17 protein-coding genes are annotated in these 16,920 nt (G+C 69.5%); 8 read left to right on the top strand and 9 right to left on the bottom strand.

The genetic code is table 11. From position 1 onward, the window contains the following. Window positions 1-3 precede the first annotated feature (3 nt). The 3 genes from ACIRCZ_RS13405 (at window position 4) to ACIRCZ_RS13395 (ending at window position 3,950) form a co-directional block, all read left to right on the top strand. Window positions 4-924: an ABC transporter ATP-binding protein gene (locus ACIRCZ_RS13405; RefSeq protein WP_402853914.1), complete on the top strand. Its 921-nt coding sequence runs from the start codon at window positions 4-6 to the stop codon at window positions 922-924. Continuing rightward, entirely contained in the window at window positions 921-1,736 is an 816-nt protein-coding gene (locus tag ACIRCZ_RS13400) for an ABC transporter permease (RefSeq protein WP_055890322.1), read from the top strand. Before ACIRCZ_RS13405 ends, ACIRCZ_RS13400 begins: the two co-directional genes overlap by 4 nt. Window positions 1,737-1,847: 111 nt before the next feature. After that, window positions 1,848-3,950, top strand: coding sequence for a RecQ family ATP-dependent DNA helicase (locus ACIRCZ_RS13395; RefSeq protein ID WP_402853910.1), 2,103 nt, complete (start codon window positions 1,848-1,850; stop codon window positions 3,948-3,950). 166 nt (window positions 3,951-4,116) lie between these two features. On the opposite strand, the gene ACIRCZ_RS13390 is transcribed toward ACIRCZ_RS13395, so the two are convergent. From ACIRCZ_RS13390 to ACIRCZ_RS13380, 3 genes are read right to left on the bottom strand one after another with little or no spacing between them, the layout of a single operon-like run. Continuing rightward, a complete protein-coding gene (locus ACIRCZ_RS13390; RefSeq protein ID WP_402853907.1) occupies window positions 4,117-5,301 on the bottom strand; it encodes a UDP-N-acetylmuramate dehydrogenase in 1,185 nt (394 codons plus the stop codon). Next, a complete protein-coding gene (locus tag ACIRCZ_RS13385) occupies window positions 5,301-5,720 on the bottom strand; it encodes a MaoC family dehydratase (protein WP_402853904.1) in 420 nt (139 codons plus the stop codon). The genes ACIRCZ_RS13390 and ACIRCZ_RS13385 overlap by 1 nt, the downstream gene beginning before the upstream one ends. Next, a complete protein-coding gene (locus tag ACIRCZ_RS13380) occupies window positions 5,720-6,166 on the bottom strand; it encodes a MaoC family dehydratase N-terminal domain-containing protein (protein WP_082581176.1) in 447 nt (148 codons plus the stop codon). The genes ACIRCZ_RS13385 and ACIRCZ_RS13380 overlap by 1 nt, the downstream gene beginning before the upstream one ends. Window positions 6,167-6,638: 472 nt before the next feature. On the opposite strand from ACIRCZ_RS13380, the gene ACIRCZ_RS13375 reads away from it, so the two are divergent. Then, window positions 6,639-7,436, top strand: coding sequence for a tyrosine-protein phosphatase (locus tag ACIRCZ_RS13375; RefSeq protein ID WP_055890013.1), 798 nt, complete (start codon window positions 6,639-6,641; stop codon window positions 7,434-7,436). A 59-nt stretch (window positions 7,437-7,495) separates the two neighbouring features. Here the strand turns inward: ACIRCZ_RS13375 and ACIRCZ_RS13370 are convergent, their stop codons facing one another. Continuing rightward, window positions 7,496-8,227 carry a MarR family transcriptional regulator gene (locus ACIRCZ_RS13370; protein WP_055890011.1) on the bottom strand — a complete coding sequence of 244 codons (732 nt, stop codon included), beginning with the start codon at window positions 8,225-8,227 and terminating at the stop codon, window positions 7,496-7,498. 250 nt (window positions 8,228-8,477) lie between these two features. On the opposite strand from ACIRCZ_RS13370, the gene ACIRCZ_RS13365 reads away from it, so the two are divergent. Beyond that, entirely contained in the window at window positions 8,478-9,140 is a 663-nt protein-coding gene (locus ACIRCZ_RS13365) for a DUF4097 family beta strand repeat-containing protein (RefSeq protein ID WP_402853898.1), read from the top strand. A gap of 59 nt (window positions 9,141-9,199) precedes the next feature. Continuing rightward, the gene (locus tag ACIRCZ_RS13360) at window positions 9,200-10,015 is read left to right on the top strand and encodes an alpha/beta fold hydrolase (RefSeq protein WP_402853895.1); all 816 of its coding nucleotides are present in this window, start codon (window positions 9,200-9,202) and stop codon (window positions 10,013-10,015) included. 324 nt (window positions 10,016-10,339) lie between these two features. On the opposite strand, the gene ACIRCZ_RS13355 is transcribed toward ACIRCZ_RS13360, so the two are convergent. The 5 genes from ACIRCZ_RS13355 to ACIRCZ_RS13335 all read right to left on the bottom strand — a co-directional run bounded on the left by ACIRCZ_RS13355 (window position 10,340) and on the right by ACIRCZ_RS13335 (window position 14,749). Further along, the gene (locus tag ACIRCZ_RS13355) at window positions 10,340-10,867 is read right to left on the bottom strand and encodes a hypothetical protein (RefSeq protein ID WP_402853892.1); all 528 of its coding nucleotides are present in this window, start codon (window positions 10,865-10,867) and stop codon (window positions 10,340-10,342) included. After that, window positions 10,864-11,469: an RNA polymerase sigma factor gene (locus tag ACIRCZ_RS13350; RefSeq protein WP_055890003.1), complete on the bottom strand. Its 606-nt coding sequence runs from the start codon at window positions 11,467-11,469 to the stop codon at window positions 10,864-10,866. The genes ACIRCZ_RS13355 and ACIRCZ_RS13350 overlap by 4 nt, the downstream gene beginning before the upstream one ends. Window positions 11,470-11,562: 93 nt before the next feature. After that, a complete protein-coding gene (gene gap, locus ACIRCZ_RS13345; RefSeq protein ID WP_402853888.1) occupies window positions 11,563-12,558 on the bottom strand; it encodes a type I glyceraldehyde-3-phosphate dehydrogenase in 996 nt (331 codons plus the stop codon). A gap of 158 nt (window positions 12,559-12,716) precedes the next feature. Next, window positions 12,717-13,664, bottom strand: coding sequence for a GlxA family transcriptional regulator (locus ACIRCZ_RS13340; protein ID WP_055889999.1), 948 nt, complete (start codon window positions 13,662-13,664; stop codon window positions 12,717-12,719). 86 nt (window positions 13,665-13,750) lie between these two features. Continuing rightward, on the bottom strand, window positions 13,751-14,749 hold the full coding sequence (locus ACIRCZ_RS13335; protein WP_402853885.1) for an alpha/beta hydrolase: 999 nt from the start codon (window positions 14,747-14,749) through the stop codon (window positions 13,751-13,753). 160 nt (window positions 14,750-14,909) lie between these two features. Between ACIRCZ_RS13335 and ACIRCZ_RS13330 the strand changes: the two genes are divergently transcribed. After that, window positions 14,910-15,638 (top strand): FadR/GntR family transcriptional regulator, encoded by a 729-nt coding sequence (locus ACIRCZ_RS13330; RefSeq protein ID WP_402853882.1) that lies wholly within the window; start codon window positions 14,910-14,912, stop codon window positions 15,636-15,638. Window positions 15,639-15,648: 10 nt separating this feature from the next. Next, window positions 15,649-16,908 carry an alpha-hydroxy acid oxidase gene (locus tag ACIRCZ_RS13325; protein WP_055889994.1) on the top strand — a complete coding sequence of 420 codons (1,260 nt, stop codon included), beginning with the start codon at window positions 15,649-15,651 and terminating at the stop codon, window positions 16,906-16,908. Window positions 16,909-16,920: the final 12 nt, after the last annotated feature.

The following is a 16,920-nucleotide window of genomic DNA, read 5'->3' as shown; positions in this document are numbered from 1 at the left end:
GGCATGAGCTCCAGCCCCTCCGGCGGCGCCGCCGTCGTCGTGCGCGACCTGCGGAAGTCGTACGGCTCGTTCGAGGCCGTCCGCGGCGTGAGTTTCGACATCGAGCATGGCGAGACCTTCGCCCTGCTCGGCCCCAACGGCGCAGGCAAGAGCACCACGATAGAGATCCTCGAGGGCTACCGGGATCGCAGCGGAGGCGACATCACCGTCCTCGGCATCGACCCGCACCGGGGAGGGTCTGCCTGGAAGGCGCGGCTCGGGATCGTGCTGCAGTCCGGCAGCGAGGCGGCAGACGTGACCGTGCGGGAGCAGGTGGCGCACTTCGCCCGCTTCTACCCCGAACGGCGGGATGTGGACGAGCTGATCGCGGCGGTGGGCCTGGCGGAGAAGGCGAAGGTGCGCATCCGGAACCTGTCCGGTGGTCAGCGCAGACGGCTGGATGTGGCACTCGGAGTGATCGGACGGCCGGAGCTGCTGTTCCTCGACGAGCCGACGACCGGCTTCGACCCTGAGGCGCGGCGCGAGTTCTGGCAGCTCATCCGCGAGCTGAAACGCGAGGGGACGACGATCCTCCTCACCACGCACTACCTCGACGAGGCCGCGCAGCTCAGCGACAGGGTCGCGGTGATCGCGCGCGGAGAGCTGATCGACATCGGGGCGGTGGACACCATCGGCGACAGGGCGGCGCGCATCCCGATCGTCCGCTGGCGGGATGCCGGCGGGCAGGTGCGCGAGGAGCGGACAGAGACGCCCGCCGCCGTGGTCGCACGGCTGACGGCGGAGGCCGGGGGCGAGCCGCGCGACCTGGAGGTGATCCGGCCGAGCCTGGAGGACGTCTACCTGGGGCTGGTGCAGGCGGCGGAGGCCGCAACGGCATCGGAGTCGGCGAGCGCCGGCGCTGCGTCCGGGGAGTCGGCAGCATGAGGACTCTCCCGCTCGGCTTCGTCCGCATCAGGTACGAGGTGCTCACCTATTTCCGGCAGGCGGACACGATCTTCTTCACCTTCCTCTTCCCCGTCGTCATGCTCGGCATCTTCTCCGTCGCGTTCCAGGGTCTCGGCAAGGTCGGCGCTGCGCCGGACGGTTCGGGAGGCATCACGCAGGCCGCCTACTACCTGCCGGGGATGATCGCGGCGGGCATCCTGCTGAGCGGTGTGCAGAACCTCGCCGTCGATATCGCGGTGGAGAAGAGCGACGGCACCCTGAAGCGCCTCGGCGGCACTCCCCTTCCGGTCGTGTCCTATTTCATCGGGAAGATGGGGCAGGTGATCGTCACGAGCATCCTGCAGGTGGCACTGCTGCTCCTGATGGCCCGCTTGCTGTTCGGGGTCGCCCTGCCGACCGACCCAGCGCTGTGGCTGCGGTTCGCGTGGATCTATGCACTCGGCATCGTGACGTCGGCCGTGCTGGGCATCGCTCTGTCCGCCGTGCCGCGGACGGGCAAGAGCGCGACGGCGGTGATCATCCCGATCGTGCTCGTGCTGCAGTTCATCTCCGGCGTGTATCTGGCGTTCAACCTGCTGCCGGAGTGGCTGCGCAACATTGCGAGCATCTTCCCGCTGAAGTGGATCGCGCAGGGGATGCGGAGCGTGTTCCTGCCGGCCGGGTTCGAGTCGCAGGAGCCGAGCGGGAGCTGGCAGCTCGGCTGGATGGCCGTTGTGCTGCTGATCTGGCTGGTGGCCGGGCTGGTGGCGTGCCGGCTGACGTTCCGGTGGATTCGGAAGGACGGAGCCTGACCGCACTGTGCGCGGCCGGCTGGATGTGCGGGCGTTGTCCACACCCGCGAGTTCTCCACTGATCTCGACCGGAGGGCCGTCGGCGTCGGTCCTCTCTGGAACGATGAGTCCATGAGCACCACCAGCACCACACGAGACCAGGCCGTCGACACGCTCCGCGCACTCGTCGGCGACCCCCAGGCCGAGTTCCACGACGGGCAGTTCGAGGCGATCTCCGCGCTCGTCGACGACCGCAGGCGGGCGCTGGTGGTGCAACGAACGGGGTGGGGCAAATCCGCGGTGTACTTCGTCGCCACGATGGTGCTGCGGTCGCGCGGAGCGGGGCCGACCATCCTGGTCTCCCCGCTGCTCGCCCTCATGCGCGACCAGGTGGCGGCGGCGGAGCGCGCCGGCGTGCGCGCGGTCACGCTCAACTCCGCGAATCGTCACGAGTGGGACGACGTCTCGCAACGCCTCCGCGACGACACCGTGGATGCATTGCTCGTCTCCCCCGAGCGCCTCAACAACCCGCAGTTCCGCGACGAGTTCCTGCCCGACCTGATCGCGCGCAGCGGCCTGCTGGTGATCGACGAGGCTCACTGCATCTCCGACTGGGGTCACGATTTCCGCCCCGATTACCGGAGGCTCCGCGACCTGATCGCCACGATGCCGGACGGTGTGCCTGTGCTGGCGACCACGGCGACCGCCAACGAGCGGGTAGTCGCCGACGTCGCGGAGCAGATGGGCACGGGCAGCCACGAGGCGGTGCTCACCATCCGCGGTCCGCTGGCCAGGCGGTCGCTCCGGCTCGGCGTGCTCACGCTGCCCGACGCGGGCGCTCGACTGGCCTGGCTGGTCAGCAACCTCGCCCAGTTGCCCGGCAGTGGCATCGTCTACGCGCTCACGGTGTCGGCGGCGGAGGACACAGCCCGGCTGCTGCACCAGGCAGGGCACGAGACGTATGCGTACACGGGGCAGACCGACACGGCGGAGCGCGAAGACCTCGAGGGCCGGCTGAAACGCAACGAGGTGAAGGCGCTGGTGGCGACGAGCGCGCTGGGGATGGGCTTCGACAAGCCGGACCTCGGATTCGTCGTGCACCTGGGCGCGCCGTCGTCGCCGGTGGCCTATTACCAGCAGGTGGGGCGCGCGGGGCGCGCCACCGACAACGCCGATGTTCTGCTGCTGCCAGGGCAGGAGGACAGGGCGATCTGGGACTATTTCGCCACCGCATCCATGCCGTCCGAAGTGAAGGCGGATGCGGTGCTCGGCGCCCTGCACTCCGAGCCGCAGTCGACGCGCGCCCTAGAGAGCCAGGTGGACCTCAAGCCATCGACGCTCGAACTGCTGCTGAAGGTGCTCGATGTCGACGGCGCGGTCAAGCGCGTCGCCAAGGGCTGGATCAGCACGGGCACGCCGTGGACGTACGACCGCGAACGCTACGAACGGATCGCCGCCGCACGCACGGCAGAGCAGCAGTCGATGCTCGACTACGAGTCCACTGACCAGTGCCGCATGATGTTCCTCCAGCGCGCGCTCGACGACCAGGATGCGCAGCCGTGCGGTCGTTGCGACAATTGCGCCGGCCCCTGGTATCCCGCCGCGATCGCCGAGGCGGCCAGCTCCTCGGTGGCGACGGCCCTCGACAGGGTCGGCGTCGAGATCGAGCCGCGCAAGCTCTGGCCGACAGGAGCCGACAGGCTCGGCGTGCCGGTCAAGGGCAAGATCGGGCCGGACGAGCAGCTCGAACCCGGCCGCGCGCTCGCGCGGCTCACAGACCTCGGCTGGGGCGGTCCACTGCGCGAGCTTCTCGGCACCGGCGCGGACGACCAGCCGTGCCCTCCCGCGCTGCTGGCCGCGTGCATCCGGGTGCTCGCCGACTGGAACTGGGCTGAGCGCCCTGCCGCGGTGGTCGCGATGCCGTCTCGCCGTCGCCCGCAGTTCGTCCAGACGCTCGCTCGCGGGTTCGCCGACGCCGGTCGTCTCCCGTTCATCGGCACGCTCGACCTGCTCGATGGCGGACCGCCCGGCGAGGCGGGAGGGAACAGTGCGTTCCGGCTGTCCTCCGTCTGGAACCGCTTCTCCGCCGACGGGCTCGATATCCCGCAGGGCGTGCCGGTGCTGCTCGTGGACGACCTGGTCGACAGTCGCTGGACGATCACGGTCGCCGGGCGCACGCTGCGCAAAGCCGGCGCCTCCGCAGTGCTGCCGTTCGCGGCGGCGCTGCGCGCGTGACGCGGCGGGCGAACAGCGCGCGCGTCCGGGCGCGGCGGCCGGACAGCCCGGCAGGACCTTTCACCGTCCCGGCGGCACCCCAGGAGCCTTCGCCACGTTCGCGGCTATTCTCCGTTCGGACGGAGAACGCGCGGGCGTGTCGCGCAGGGCCTCCTGCCGAAGGCCGTCAGAGAGCGACGCCGAGCAGTACCGGCTCCGGATGGAGGATGACGCCGAACTCGGACTGGACGCGGGCCTGAACGTAGGAGGCGAGCTGGGTCACATCGGCGGCCGTCGCTCCGCCGCGGTTCGTGATCGCGAGGGTGTGCTTGTCCGAGATCGCAGCGCGGGAACCCGGCAGGGAGAAGCCGCGGCGGATGCCGGATTGCTCGATCAGCCAGGCGGCGCTGATCTTCACCGAGTACGGGCCTCCCGCCAGGCTCGGGATGTCGCCGGGCCACACGCCACCGGCCTCCAGGCCGAGCACGCGGTCGGGTTCCGGCGGGGTCACCGGCCAGCGCGGCGCGGTGGCGGGGAGTGAGCGGGCGAAGTTCTCGGAGACGATCGGGTTGGTGAAGAACGAGCCGGCGCTCACGGAGTCCTGGTCGTTGGGGTCGAGCACCATCCCCTTCGACGCACGCAGGGCGAGCACCGCGCGACGCAGTTCGGCGACAGGAACCCGGGATCCGAGGGCGACGCCGAGCGTGTCAGCGAGCTGCGCGTAGGCGATGGGTGCGCTGAGCGGCGCCCCCAAACCGCCGGGCTGGTTGCCGTCCACGAGTTCGAGGTCCACCGACAGCACGACGCCGCGCATCCCCTGCTTGAGCACGGAGGTGCGATAGCCGAGGAGCAGGTCGGCGCGCGTCATTGTGCGCAACTCCCCCGCGGCAGCGTCGAGGAACTCGACTCCGAGCAGCGCCGACTCCAGCTCCTGCCCGTACGCGCCGATGTTCTGCACCGGGGCCGCGCCCGTCGAGCCGGGGATGCCGGACAGCGCCTCGATGCCCGACCAGCCGTTGCGGACGGTGTGGGCGACGAGCGCGTCCCACGGCTCTCCCGCCTGGACGCGCAACCGGATGCGTCCGGACGGCGCGTCGAGGCGTTCGATGCCGCGGGTGACGACGTGGATGATCGTTCCGTCGAACCCGTCGTCGCTCGCGATAGTGTTCGACCCTCCGCCGAGGAGTGCCCATTCCCCTCCCTCGTCCCACACGTCGCGCGCGGTCTCGACCAGGTCGCCCAGCGTGAGCGGTTCGAGCAGGCGCTCCGGAACGCCGCCCACCTGCATCGTGGTCAGCGTCGACAGCGCCGGAGTCGGCGCCTGCGCGCCGGACGCCGCCTGGGCTGGATTCTGGGGAGCGTGGTCGGGCATCAGGCGAACGTGACGCGGACCTGCGCCTTGCCGAGCACCGTCGCGTCGGCGAAGGTCACGGTGAGGTCGATGCGGGCGGCGCGGGCATCCGCATCCAGCTGGCCGACCTTGGCGACGACGGCCACGTCCGCGCCGTTCGCGGGGTCGACGACCACCGGCCTGGTGAAGCGCACCTGGTAGTCGGCGACGCGTGCGGGGTCGCCCGCCCAGTCGACGACCGGCTGCACAGCGAGACCCATCGTGAGCATCCCGTGCGCGATGACGCCGGGGAGACCGACGGACGTCGCGATGTCGTCGCGGTAGTGGATGGGGTTGAAGTCGCCGGATGCGCCGGCGTAGCGCACGAGGGTGTCGCGCGTGAGGTGGTAGCTCTGCTCGGCGACGACGTCGCCGACGGCGAGGGTGTCGAACTCGGGCATCACTCGTCTCCTCGAACGACCAGGGTGGATACGGCGGTGACGACATGCTCGCCGTCCGCGTCGACGATGACGGACTCGGCCGTGACCATCGCGTGCGCGCCGAGTGATTTGACGCTGGTGACGGTGAGGGTCGCGGTCAGCTCGTCACCCGCGACGACGGGGCGCGTGTAGCTGAACCGCTGGTCGCCGTGCACCACACGGCTGAAGTCGATGCCCGCATCCGGTTCGGCCAGCAGTTGCGCGAGTGTCTGCTCCTGAACCACGACCGGGAACGTCGGCGGTGCGACCAGGTCGGCGTGTCCGGCCGCGTGCGCAGCCTCGACGTCGAAACTGATCGGGTTGGTGGCGAGAACGGCCCGCGCGAATTCGCGGATCTTCTCCCGCCCGACGAGATAGGGACTGGTCGGGGCGAACGTCCGCCCCTGCAACTCTGGGTTCACTGCCACCCGCCCATTCTACGGATGCCCGCGGAACCGGCCGGTCGCCCGCTTCGCGGCGCAGCTCGACAGAGCAGTTCGGCCGCGCCTGCTCGGCGGGACGTCCCCCACACAAAGAAGAACCCCGGCGGCCGAAGCCACCGGGGTTCTCGTGCTGGTGCTGCTGCCTACTGGCAGCTGTCGCACTGCAGCAGGTCCATGGGGTCGACGGGAACCGAGTAGCCGCCAACACTGTCGCTTTCGTAGTCCATGATGGCCTCCCCTAGAAGTCTCGTTGTACTCCGCGTCTTGCGGTGTTCACCCACTATATAACCCGAATGACACGATTGTCATTCCACTACATGTAGTGTTTTCAAACTTTTTTGGTGATACCCCGATTTTATGCGGAACCACCGACATTCGGCCCGCGGCGCGGCGCGCCCGACCTGCCATGATCGTCTGAACCGCATCCCGCATCCACGATGTTCGAGAGAGGCAACGAATGAGCGACCAGTACGGCAGGAAGGTCTCGATCCCGACCGCTCCGAACCTGCGCGACCTCGGTGGGCTTCCTGCCGGGAACGGGCAGGTCAGGCGCGGTCTCGTCTACCGCTCCGCGACCCTCGCCACGCTGAGCGATGCCGACCGCACGCAGTTCGCCGGTCTGGGCATCGAGACGGTGTACGACCTGCGCACCGCCGACGAGGTCGCCGCCTCTCCCGACCGGCTGCCGGAGGGGACGCGCAGCATCGAGTTGGATGTGCTGGCCGACAGCTCGCTCAGCGTCGCGGCCCGCCTTGGCGACCTCTCAGCAGACCCGCAGGGGTTCGCCGCGACGCTCGGCGACGGCAAGGCGGAGCGGTTGTTCGAGGAGACGTACCGGGACATCGTCCGGCTGCCCTCAGCGCTCGCGTCGTATCGCGAGCTGTACCTCGGGATCCTCGACGAGAACCGTGAGGGCGCGGCGCTCTTCCACTGCACCACCGGCAAAGATCGAACCGGGTGGGCGGCGGCGTCCATCCTCACCCTGCTCGGCGTGGACGAGACGACCGTCTACGAGGACTACCTGCAGACCAACACCGACCTGTTGCCAGCGCTCGAACCGGTGCTCCAGAGGGCAGAGGCGGCCGGTGTCGGCCGTGACGTGCTGCTGCCCGTGCTCGGGGTCAGGGAGAACTACCTGCACGCGGCCTTCGCCCAGCTGAACGAACAGTTCGGCACGATCGAGCGGTACGCGCAGGACGGTCTCGGGCTGACCGCATCCGACATCGAACGGTTCCGGCAGCTCTTCGCCGCCTGACCTGACCGACAAGCGGCCTGCGGGCGGCCTGCGGGCAGCGGCGAAGCGGCGACCGACCGTCACCGCTCCCGCGGCGCGTCCCCCTCTCCGCCGCTGCCCAGCAGCCCGCGCGCCTGCTCGGCGGCGCGGGCGATACTCTCGCCGACGAAGTCCATGAACCGGGCCATGTTCTCGAGGCGGGCTCCCGCTGGGCTGTCCTGGCCGAGGAGGCGTACGCCGTCGCGAGCCGTCGCAGCGATCTGCGCGTTGGACCTTGCTGCGGCGATCATCGACTGGTACCAGACGTCCGCGTCGGCGATGTACCGCTCCCTGCGACCGTCGCCGCGCTCCCGGATGACCAAGCCTTGGCCCTCCAGCAGCGCGATGGCCTTCGAGATGGATGCCGGGCTCACCTCGAGCCGCCTGACCAGCTCGGCCGCGGTGAGACTTCCGGCGTCCGTCGTGTAGAGGCTGGTGAGGATGCCCGCCGCCACGCGCGGAAGGCCGGACTGCATGAAGAGGGTGGTGAACGTCTCCTCGTATTCGCGCACGGCCGGTGAGTCGCGCCCGTCCGCGCGCTGGGCGCGGGGCGCACCTGGGGCGGTCGCGCGGCGCTGGTGGGCGCGCTGCTCCGTCGCTCTCTGAGCCAGATCGGCGCGGTATCCGGCCGGGCCGCCGTTGCGCATGACCTCGCGGGTGACCGTCGACGTCGGGCGGTCGAGGCGGCGGGCGATCTCCGCGTACGCGAGGTCGTCGGCGAGTCCGAGCGCGATCTGATGGCGCTCCTGCCTGGTGAGCCTGCCTGCGGGCATCTGGTGGCCTCCGCGTGATGGATGGAACGAGTCGTGAACGGCACGAGCGTAGCGTTCAGCGCCATGTCAGTGCAACGCATTTAGTCCTCGCGATTGCGTTAGTTTCTGAATCAGTGCAACGATTAGTTCAGCTTGACCAGCCTTTTTACTTATACAACGCAACTGTGTCGTTGCTCGATATGTGAACGCAACGTAGCGTTTCCACTATCAGAAACATCCATCGCACCATCGACCACAGGAGTTGAGCACAATGCAGACCTTCGACACCCCGAACCCCGTCACCACTGTCATCGACGTTCCGGCCGGCCACCTGCGGTTCATCGCAGCCGAACGCACGGACACCCGCGTCGAGATCCACCCCCTCGACACTTCCAAGGCGCGCGACATCAAGGCAGCCGAACGCACGACGATCGGATTCGCCGACGGCGTCCTCCGCATCGCGACACCGGAGAAGAACGCGGCCTTCGGGCCGAGCGGCTCCGTCGAGGTGACGGTGCAGCTTCCGGCAGGGTCGAGCATCCTGGCGAACGGCAGCGCGGAACTGCGCGGAGCAGGCAGCCTCGGCGACGTGGCCGTCGACGGATCGTTCGGGCCGATCAAGCTCGACGAGGCGGCGACCGTTCGCATCAGCGCCATCGACGGCGACGTCGTCATCGGCCGGCTCACCGGTTCCGGCGAGATCACCACCGCTCGCGGCGACGTGCAGATCACGGAGGCCCTCCGCGGCGACGTGGTCGTCAGCACGCAACTCGGCGACGTGTCGGTCGGCGTCCCATCCGGCATCACAGCCGGACTCGACGCCGGGACGCCGCTCGGCCGCATCAGCAACACGATCGCGAACAGCGGCGGCGCACCCGTGCTGCAGATCCACGCGACCACCGCATCCGGCGACATCGACGCACACACCGTCTGACCGGCACCGGCTGCCCCCCACCAGAACCCACCACGATCCAGCAGAACCAGGAGAAGATCATGACGAACAGCAGCGCCACCTCGACCAGCGCACCGTGGACCGGCATGGTGCCGGTCGATGACACCGCCCTCGCGGTCACCGACACCGGCGGCTCCGGCACCCCCATCGTCTACCTCAACGGGCAGTTCGCCACCCAGGGTTACTGGCGCAGGGTGATCTCCGACCTCGGGCCGTCCTGGCGGCACATCACCTACGACGAGCGTGCGCGCGGCAGGAAGTCCGGCACCTCCGCCGACTACTCCTTCGAGGCCGCCGTACGGGATGTGGATGCGGTGCTCGCGGCGCGCGGCGTCGACCGGGCGCTCGTGGTGGGCTGGTCGTACGGCGCGTATGTCGCCGCGCACTGGGCCAACCGCAACCCTTCCCGCACGATCGGGGCCGTCCTGGTCGACGGCGCCCAGCCGTACGACTGGCTGGACGACGCGATGGAGGAGCGCATCCGCACCCTGTTCCGCCGGATGGGCTGGTTCACGCCGCTGCTGCGCCCGACCGGGCTCACGCCCCGGATGAGCGCAGCACAGCAGGCGGAGAGCAACATCGAGCTCGGCAAGCTCGGCAGCACGAGCGAGCTCGGCCCTGTGCTGGACGGCATCGTGGTGCCGACCAGGCACGTCGTAGCCTCCGGCACGTCGCTCGGCAGCCGCGGCGACGAGCAGGAGGTCATCCGCGCCGGTCTCGACGAGGTGGTCGCCCGCAACCCCCACATCGCGATCAGCGCGAAGGTGCCGAGCAACCACGGCGCGATCCTGCGGAAAGACCACGCAGCGGTCGCGGCGGCAGTGCTCGAGGTTGCGGCACTCGGCGGCGCGGAGTGACCAGGGACCGACAGCGAAACCACCAAGAAGAAAGGCCACACCCCGCGTCGTGTCGGACGCGGGGTGCGGCCTTCGCCGTGCACATGGCCGAAGCGAAGCGTTCCCCCCTGGAACTTCCCGTGCACGTCGTTCGTAACCGGTCGACCCCCTGTCGATTCGGGCTACGAGGTTCGTGATGCGGACCACCTGAGGCTGGTCACTACAGGGGAATGTCCGGACCAGGCGATCGGGTTCCCGATTCCCGACGCAATCGCTCCCACCGGCGCCCAGCCGCCGACTCCTCAGCCGCGCACACCCCTCAGCCGTGCAGACGGGGCAGAGCGCTCAGCCGGTCTTCTCCGGGGAGAGCCCGACGGCCTGGCAGACGCCGGGCCGTCCGGGCACCACCGCCGCCGCGCCGTCGTCCATCACGCAAACCTGCAGGTGGTCGGGCACGGTGCCGGTTCCCGCTGTGGCGGCGAGCGGGTCGTGGTCCGGGTTGAAAACACCCTGGCGCCACATCGTGGTGCACAGTTCGAGGGCGTTCTCGACCCGGCCACCTCCGCCGTCCGGGTTGTACATCGTCGCGCCCGACATGTCGTACTCGCCGTTCACGCCGCGCTCGGCGGAGGCGAAGCAGTACACGCTGTCGTTGTTGGTGACCTGCCGCGACGACACGACGGCGGTGCCGGCGACAGCAGCGCCGCCGACCACGAGACAGCCGATGCCGCCCCAGATCGCCAACCGACGGCGGAGCGTGCGGCGCTTCCGCTCCTTCTCGGTCCTGAGCTGGGTGAGGAGCGCATCCCGGATGGCATCGGTGCGCCGCTCGGTCATGGCGGGGAAGTCGTCCGCGTCGTACAAGGGGGTCACGATTGCACTCCGTCCAGCCGGCCGGCGAGGTCTACGGCGGCGTCGGCGTCTGGCATCCGCTTGCGCATCTTCTCTTTGGCACGGTGCAGTTTCGACTTCACCGTTCCTAGGGGGATGTCCAGCACCGACGCGACGGTTGCAATCGGCAGCTCTTCGATGATGCACAGGTCGATGATCTGCCGCTCGTGTGCGCTCAACTGCGCCATCGCATCCCGGACGGCGACGAGGCGCGCGTCGCGATCCAGTCGCTCCAGCACGTCCTCCGCGTGGTCGGGCTCTCGCTCCGGCTCGGGCATCGCCGCGAGGAGACGCGTGTAGCGACGGGCGGTGCGCGACTGGTTGAGGATCACATACGAGGTGACCGTGAGCAGCCACGGCAGGATCGAGCCGTCGACGATGCGGACCTTCTGCCTGCTCCGCCACGCCTCGAGGAAGACGAGCGCCACGACGTCCTCCGCGTCGGCGACGGAGCGCACCTGCGCATACGCCTTGCGGAAGATCCTCACGCGATGCCGGTCGAACAGGGCGGCGAACGACCGTTCCATTCCGGAGGTCGCTTCCAGCCACAGAACAGAGTCGGAGACGCTCTCTCTGTCCCCCATACCGCTCCGTTCTCGAACCTGCCGAGACTAACACGGGCGGTAGACAGGGCGTGCCACTGCGGGCGCGCTGCGGCTGGAAGCGCTGCTGCTGCCTCAGGAGGCGAGCAGCTCCAGCGTGTCGACGACGCGGTTCGAGAAGCCCCACTCGTTGTCGTACCAGGCGACGACCTTGACGTGCTTCCCGCTCACCCTGGTGAGGGCGGCGTCGAAGATCGATGATGCCGGCTGGCCGGTGATGTCGGAGGACACCAGCGGCTCGTCCGCGTACTGCAGAACGCCGTTCAGCGGTCCGGCCGCCGCGTCCCGGTATGCGGAGAGCACCTCGTCGAGGGTGACCTCGCGCGACACCGTCGTGTTCAGCTCGACGATCGAGCCGACAGGCACAGGCACGCGGATGGAATCGCCGGAGAGTTTGCCGTCGAGGTTCGGAAGCACCAGGCCGATCGCCTTGGCCGCGCCGGTGGTGGTCGGCACGATGTTGACGCCGGCGGCGCGGGCGCGGCGGAGGTCGCGGTGCGGGCCGTCCTGCAGGTTCTGCTCCTGCGTGTACGCGTGCACCGTCGTCATGAAGCCGTGCTCGATTCCGGCCAGGTCGTCCAGCACGGAGGCGAGCGGAGCGAGGGCGTTGGTGGTGCACGAGGCGTTGGAGACGATGAGATGGGTCGCCGGGTCGTACGCGTCGGTGTTGACCCCGTACGCCAGGGTGACGTCAGCACCGTCGGAGGGCGCGCTGACGAGCACGCGCTTCGCACCGGCGCGGAGGTGCGCTCGTGCGGCGTCCGCCGAGGTGAAGCGCCCCGTGGATTCGAGCACGATGTCCACGCCGAGCTCCGCCCACGGCAGGTCGGCAGGCTCGCGCTCGGCCAACACCCGGATGCGGCGGCCGTCGACCACGAGATCGGTCCCGTCCACCTCGACGGTGCGGCCGAGACGGCCGAGGGTGCTGTCGTACTTCAGCAGGTGCGCGAGCGTCTCCGGTGCGGTGAGGTCGTTGACAGCGACGACCTCCAGGTCGCTTCTCCGCTCGAGGAGAGCGCGGAGGGTGTTGCGTCCGATGCGGCCGAAGCCGTTGATGGCGATGCGGGTCATGGAGAGGGATTCCTTTCGTTCCGCATCCCATGCTGCGAGCGCCACGAGGCGAGTAACAGTGGCGTGGAGGACACGGTGCGCAAGGATCTCGCCGCGTTGAATGCCACCGGTCGCAAGGATCGCGCCACGCGCATCCCCGCGCATCCGCCCGGCCCGCGTCAGGCCGAGAACGTGTGCCGGTACTCGGTCGGCGATGTGCCCAGGATGCGCTGGAAGTGCAGCCGCAGGTTCGCTCCGCTGCCCAGCCCGACACGAGCCGCGATCTGCTCGACGCCGAGGTCGCTGCGTTCCAGTAGCTCGCGCGCCAGGTCGACCCTGGCGCGCAACACCCACTGCATCGGCGTGTACCCCGTGTCCTCCACGAAGCGCCGAGAGAACGTCCGCGCCGAGACGTTGGCGTTGCGCGCCAGCTGCTCCAGGGTGAGCGGTTCGGCGAGGTGTTCGAGCGCCCACGCGCGCGTCCCGGCGAACAGGTCGCCAAGCGGCTCCGGCACGCTGCGCGGAACATACTGCGCCTGCCCTCCGCTGCGGTACGGCGCAGCGACCAGCCGCCTGGCGACGCGATTGGAGAGCGCGACGCCATGATCACGGCGAACCAGGTGCAGGCACAGGTCGATCCCGGATGCGGCCCCCGCCGAGGTCAGCACGTCTCCCTCGTCGACGAACAGCACGTTCTCATCCACCCGCACCAGCGGATGACGCCGCGCGAGCGCCCTGGTGTAGTGCCAGTGCGTCGTCGCCCTCTTCCCGTCGAGGAGCCCGGCCGCGGCGAGCGCGAACGCCCCGGTGGAGATGGCGGCGAGCCGTGCGCCGCGCTGGTGGGCTGCGCGCAGGGCGGCGACCACCGCATCCGGGGGTTCGGTGGTCGCCGGCTCCCGGTAGCCGGGAACGAACACGGTGTCCGCGTCTTCGAGGGCGCGGAGCCCCCCGGCGACATGGTACGACAGGCCGTCGCCTCCGGTGACGAGCCCGGGCGCCGCACCGCAGACCCGCACCTCGTACGGCATGCTCGGGCGGTGCGAGAACACTTGCGCAGGGATGCCGACGTCGAGCGGCTTAGCGCCGTCGAGCACGAGCACGGCGACGCGGTGGTTGCGGTCGGTCACGTCGACCTCCTGTAGCGATCGGATGCGTGGCAATCGGATGCGTGGCGGCAGGATGCCCTATCGCAAGCATCCTGCCACGGACGATGCTATCCCGCAGCCAGGAACGCCTCGGTGGCCGCTGCGATCTCCGGAGACTTCGTGTGGTGCAGGTAGTGCCCGGCCTTCAGCCGCACGAGCTCGCTCCGATCGGAGGCGGCGGCCTGCTCCTCGTGCAGGGCCAGCCAGCCAGGCACGTCCGTGTTGTCGTCCTGGACGAACAGCAGGAGCGGCAGGTCCTTCGGGAAGGACAGCCTCTGCGCATCCCGGAAGTTGGATGCGAAGTGCTCCATCTCGTCGGCATACGTCGCCGTGAAGCCGTTGCGCAACGACAGGATGCCCATCTGCTTCTTCTGCTCGTCGCTGAACGGGAGACCGGCGTACGGATCGCCCGCCGCAGCGCTGAGCACCCTGACCAGTCCGAGCGACTTCGCCGTGCGGAGTGCGTCGATCGGGAACTCCGCATCCATTCCCGGCTGGGTGGGAACGCTACTGTCGATGCCGACGAACGCCGTGACCTCGTCGCGGAACAGGTTCACGTACTCCAGGCCGTAGATGCCGGCGATCGAGTGGCCCATCAGCGCATACCTGTCGATCGACAGCTGCTGCAGCGCCTCGTGCACCTCGCCGGCGATGTTCGCGCTCGTCCGCGGCTTCTCGGTCTCGTCGCTCAGGCCGTAGCCGAACGGCTCGACCACGACCACCCGGTAGTGCGACTTCAGCTCGTCGACCAGCGGGGCGAAGTCGAGCACGGGGGATGCGGTACCGAACCCGGGCAGGAGCACGACCGTCTGGTCGCCTGCGCCCTGCACAGCCACGTTCATCTTCTTGCCGTCGACGTCGACCAGCCGGCCGTACCGTTCGATGTCGTCGGCCTCGGAGGCGCTGGCGATGGCATTGACGGTCGTGGTGCCGATCAGGCCGACCACCACGACGGCGAGTACGCCGGCGATGGACAGCAGGGTGACTTTCAGCCCTTTCCTCACGCGTCGTCCGGGTGGGGGCGTGCTGTCGGCTGCTGGCGTGGATGCGGTCGGGCTGTTGCTCATGCTTCGACGCTACGGGCGGCGATGGCGTGGGCGGATCGCGCGGCGGTCCCACGGGTGTCAGACCGTGGGACCATCCGTCTGCCCGGGGAGCCTGGACAGCGCGGCGTCAGACGGTTACTGTGGACTGACCACATGGTCAGACCACACACGAGGGAGTGAGATGCCGACCGAACCCCGCGCCTGGGAGGGTGTGCTCGCGTCGATCGAGGGCCGCCTCGTCGACGGTGACCTGCGGCTCGGCGACCACCTCCCGCCTGAGCGGGCGCTCGCGGCCGACCTCGGCGTCGCCCGCTCCAGTGTTCGCGAGGCAATCCGCGTCCTCGAAGCGATGGGCCTCGTCCGCACGCAGACCGGGTCCGGGCCGAGCTCCGGCGCGATCATCGTCGCCAGGCCGGTCGGCGGGATGCAGGCCCTCATGCGGCTGCAGGTCGCGGCCAGCGGGTTCCCTGTCGCCGACGTGGTGCGCACCCGCCTGCTGCTGGAGACCTCCGTGGCCGTCGACCTCGCAGATCGGCCGGACGACGTCGACCTCGCGGAGGCGGCCCAGCTCCTCGACGCGATGGATGCGCGGAGCCTCACCCCGCAGGAGTTCCTGGCGCTCGACGCCCGCTTCCACCTGGCGCTGGCCGAAGCCTCAGGCAACACCGTTGTGGCGGCGATGATGGCCGGGCTGCGCAGCTCGATCGAGAGCTACGTGATCGGCGGAGCGGAACGCATCCCGGACTGGCCGGCGATGGCGGACCGGCTGCGGCAGGAGCACCGCGGAATCCTCACCGCGATCGGCGCAGGCGACCCGGCAGGATCGCAGGCCCTCGTCCACGACCACATCAGCGGGTACTACCGGGACGCCTCCCCCGCGGCGTCCACCAATCACCACGAGACGCGTTAGGCAGCACAGTATGGTCACTCGCCAGGTTCCCAAGCCCGCCGAGCTCCTGGAGCTCATGAAGTTCAAGAAGCCGGAGCTCGACGCCAAGAAGCGCAGGCTCCAGGGCGCGCTCACGATCGACGATCTGCGCAGGATCGCCAAGCGCCGCACCCCGAAAGCGGCGTTCGACTACACGGAGGGTGCGGCGGAGGGCGAGCTCTCGCTGGCCAGGGCGAGGCAGGCGTTCGAGGACATCGAATTCCACCCGTCGATCCTCCGCGACGTGTCCACCGTCGACACCTCGTGCTCGATCTGGGGCGGACCGTCGGCTCTGCCGTTCGGCATCGCGCCGACCGGGTTCACCCGGCTGATGCAGACCGAGGGCGAGACCGCCGGCGCCGGCGCTGCCGCGGCTGCGGGCATCCCGTTCACGCTGTCGACGCTGGGGACCACATCCATCGAGGATGTGAAAGCCGCCAACCCCACCGGCCGCAACTGGTTCCAGCTTTACGTGATGCGCGACCGCGAGATCTCGTACGAACTGGTCCGCCGCGCTGCGGCCAACGGCTTCGACACACTGTTCTTCACCGTCGACACCCCGGTCGCCGGAGCCAGGCTCCGCGACAAGCGCAACGGCTTCTCCATCCCGCCGCAGCTCACGCTCGGCACGATCGTGAACGCGATCCCCCGCCCGTGGTGGTGGTACGACTTCCTCACCACCCCGAAGCTCGAGTTCGCGTCGCTCTCCGCGACAGGGGGCACGGTCGGCGACCTTCTCAACGCGGCGATGGACCCGTCGATCAGCTTCGACGACCTGGCCATCATCCGCGACCTGTTCCCCGGCAAGATCGTGGTGAAGGGCGTCCAGAATGTCGAGGACTCCCGCCGCCTGGTCGACCTCGGCGTCGACGGCATCGTCCTCTCCAACCACGGCGGCCGCCAGCTCGACCGCGCCCCGATCCCGTTCCACCTCCTCCCCCAGGTGGTGCGCGAAGTCGGTGCAGACACCGAGATCGCGATCGACACCGGCATCATGAACGGCGCGGACATCGTGGCCGCGTACGCGCTCGGGGCGAAGTTCACGCTGATCGGGCGCGCATACCTGTACGGCCTGATGGCGGGCGGCAGGGCGGGCGTCGACCGCACGATCGAAATCCTGCGCGACCAGATCGTGCGCACCATGCAGCTCCTGGAGGTCGCGAGCCTGGACGAGCTGAGCCCGAAGCACGTGACGCAGTTGCAGCGGCTGGTGCCGGTCGCCCAGGCGGAGGCGCCGTCGCGCACAGTCTGAGGAGCTGCGAGG

This window comes from Leifsonia sp. NPDC102414 (assembly GCF_044765685.1).
Taxonomy (GTDB): Bacteria; Actinomycetota; Actinomycetes; order Actinomycetales; family Microbacteriaceae; genus Leifsonia.
The sequence above is the reverse complement of the archived record's forward strand: the minus strand, read 5'-3'. Positions and strand labels throughout refer to the sequence as shown.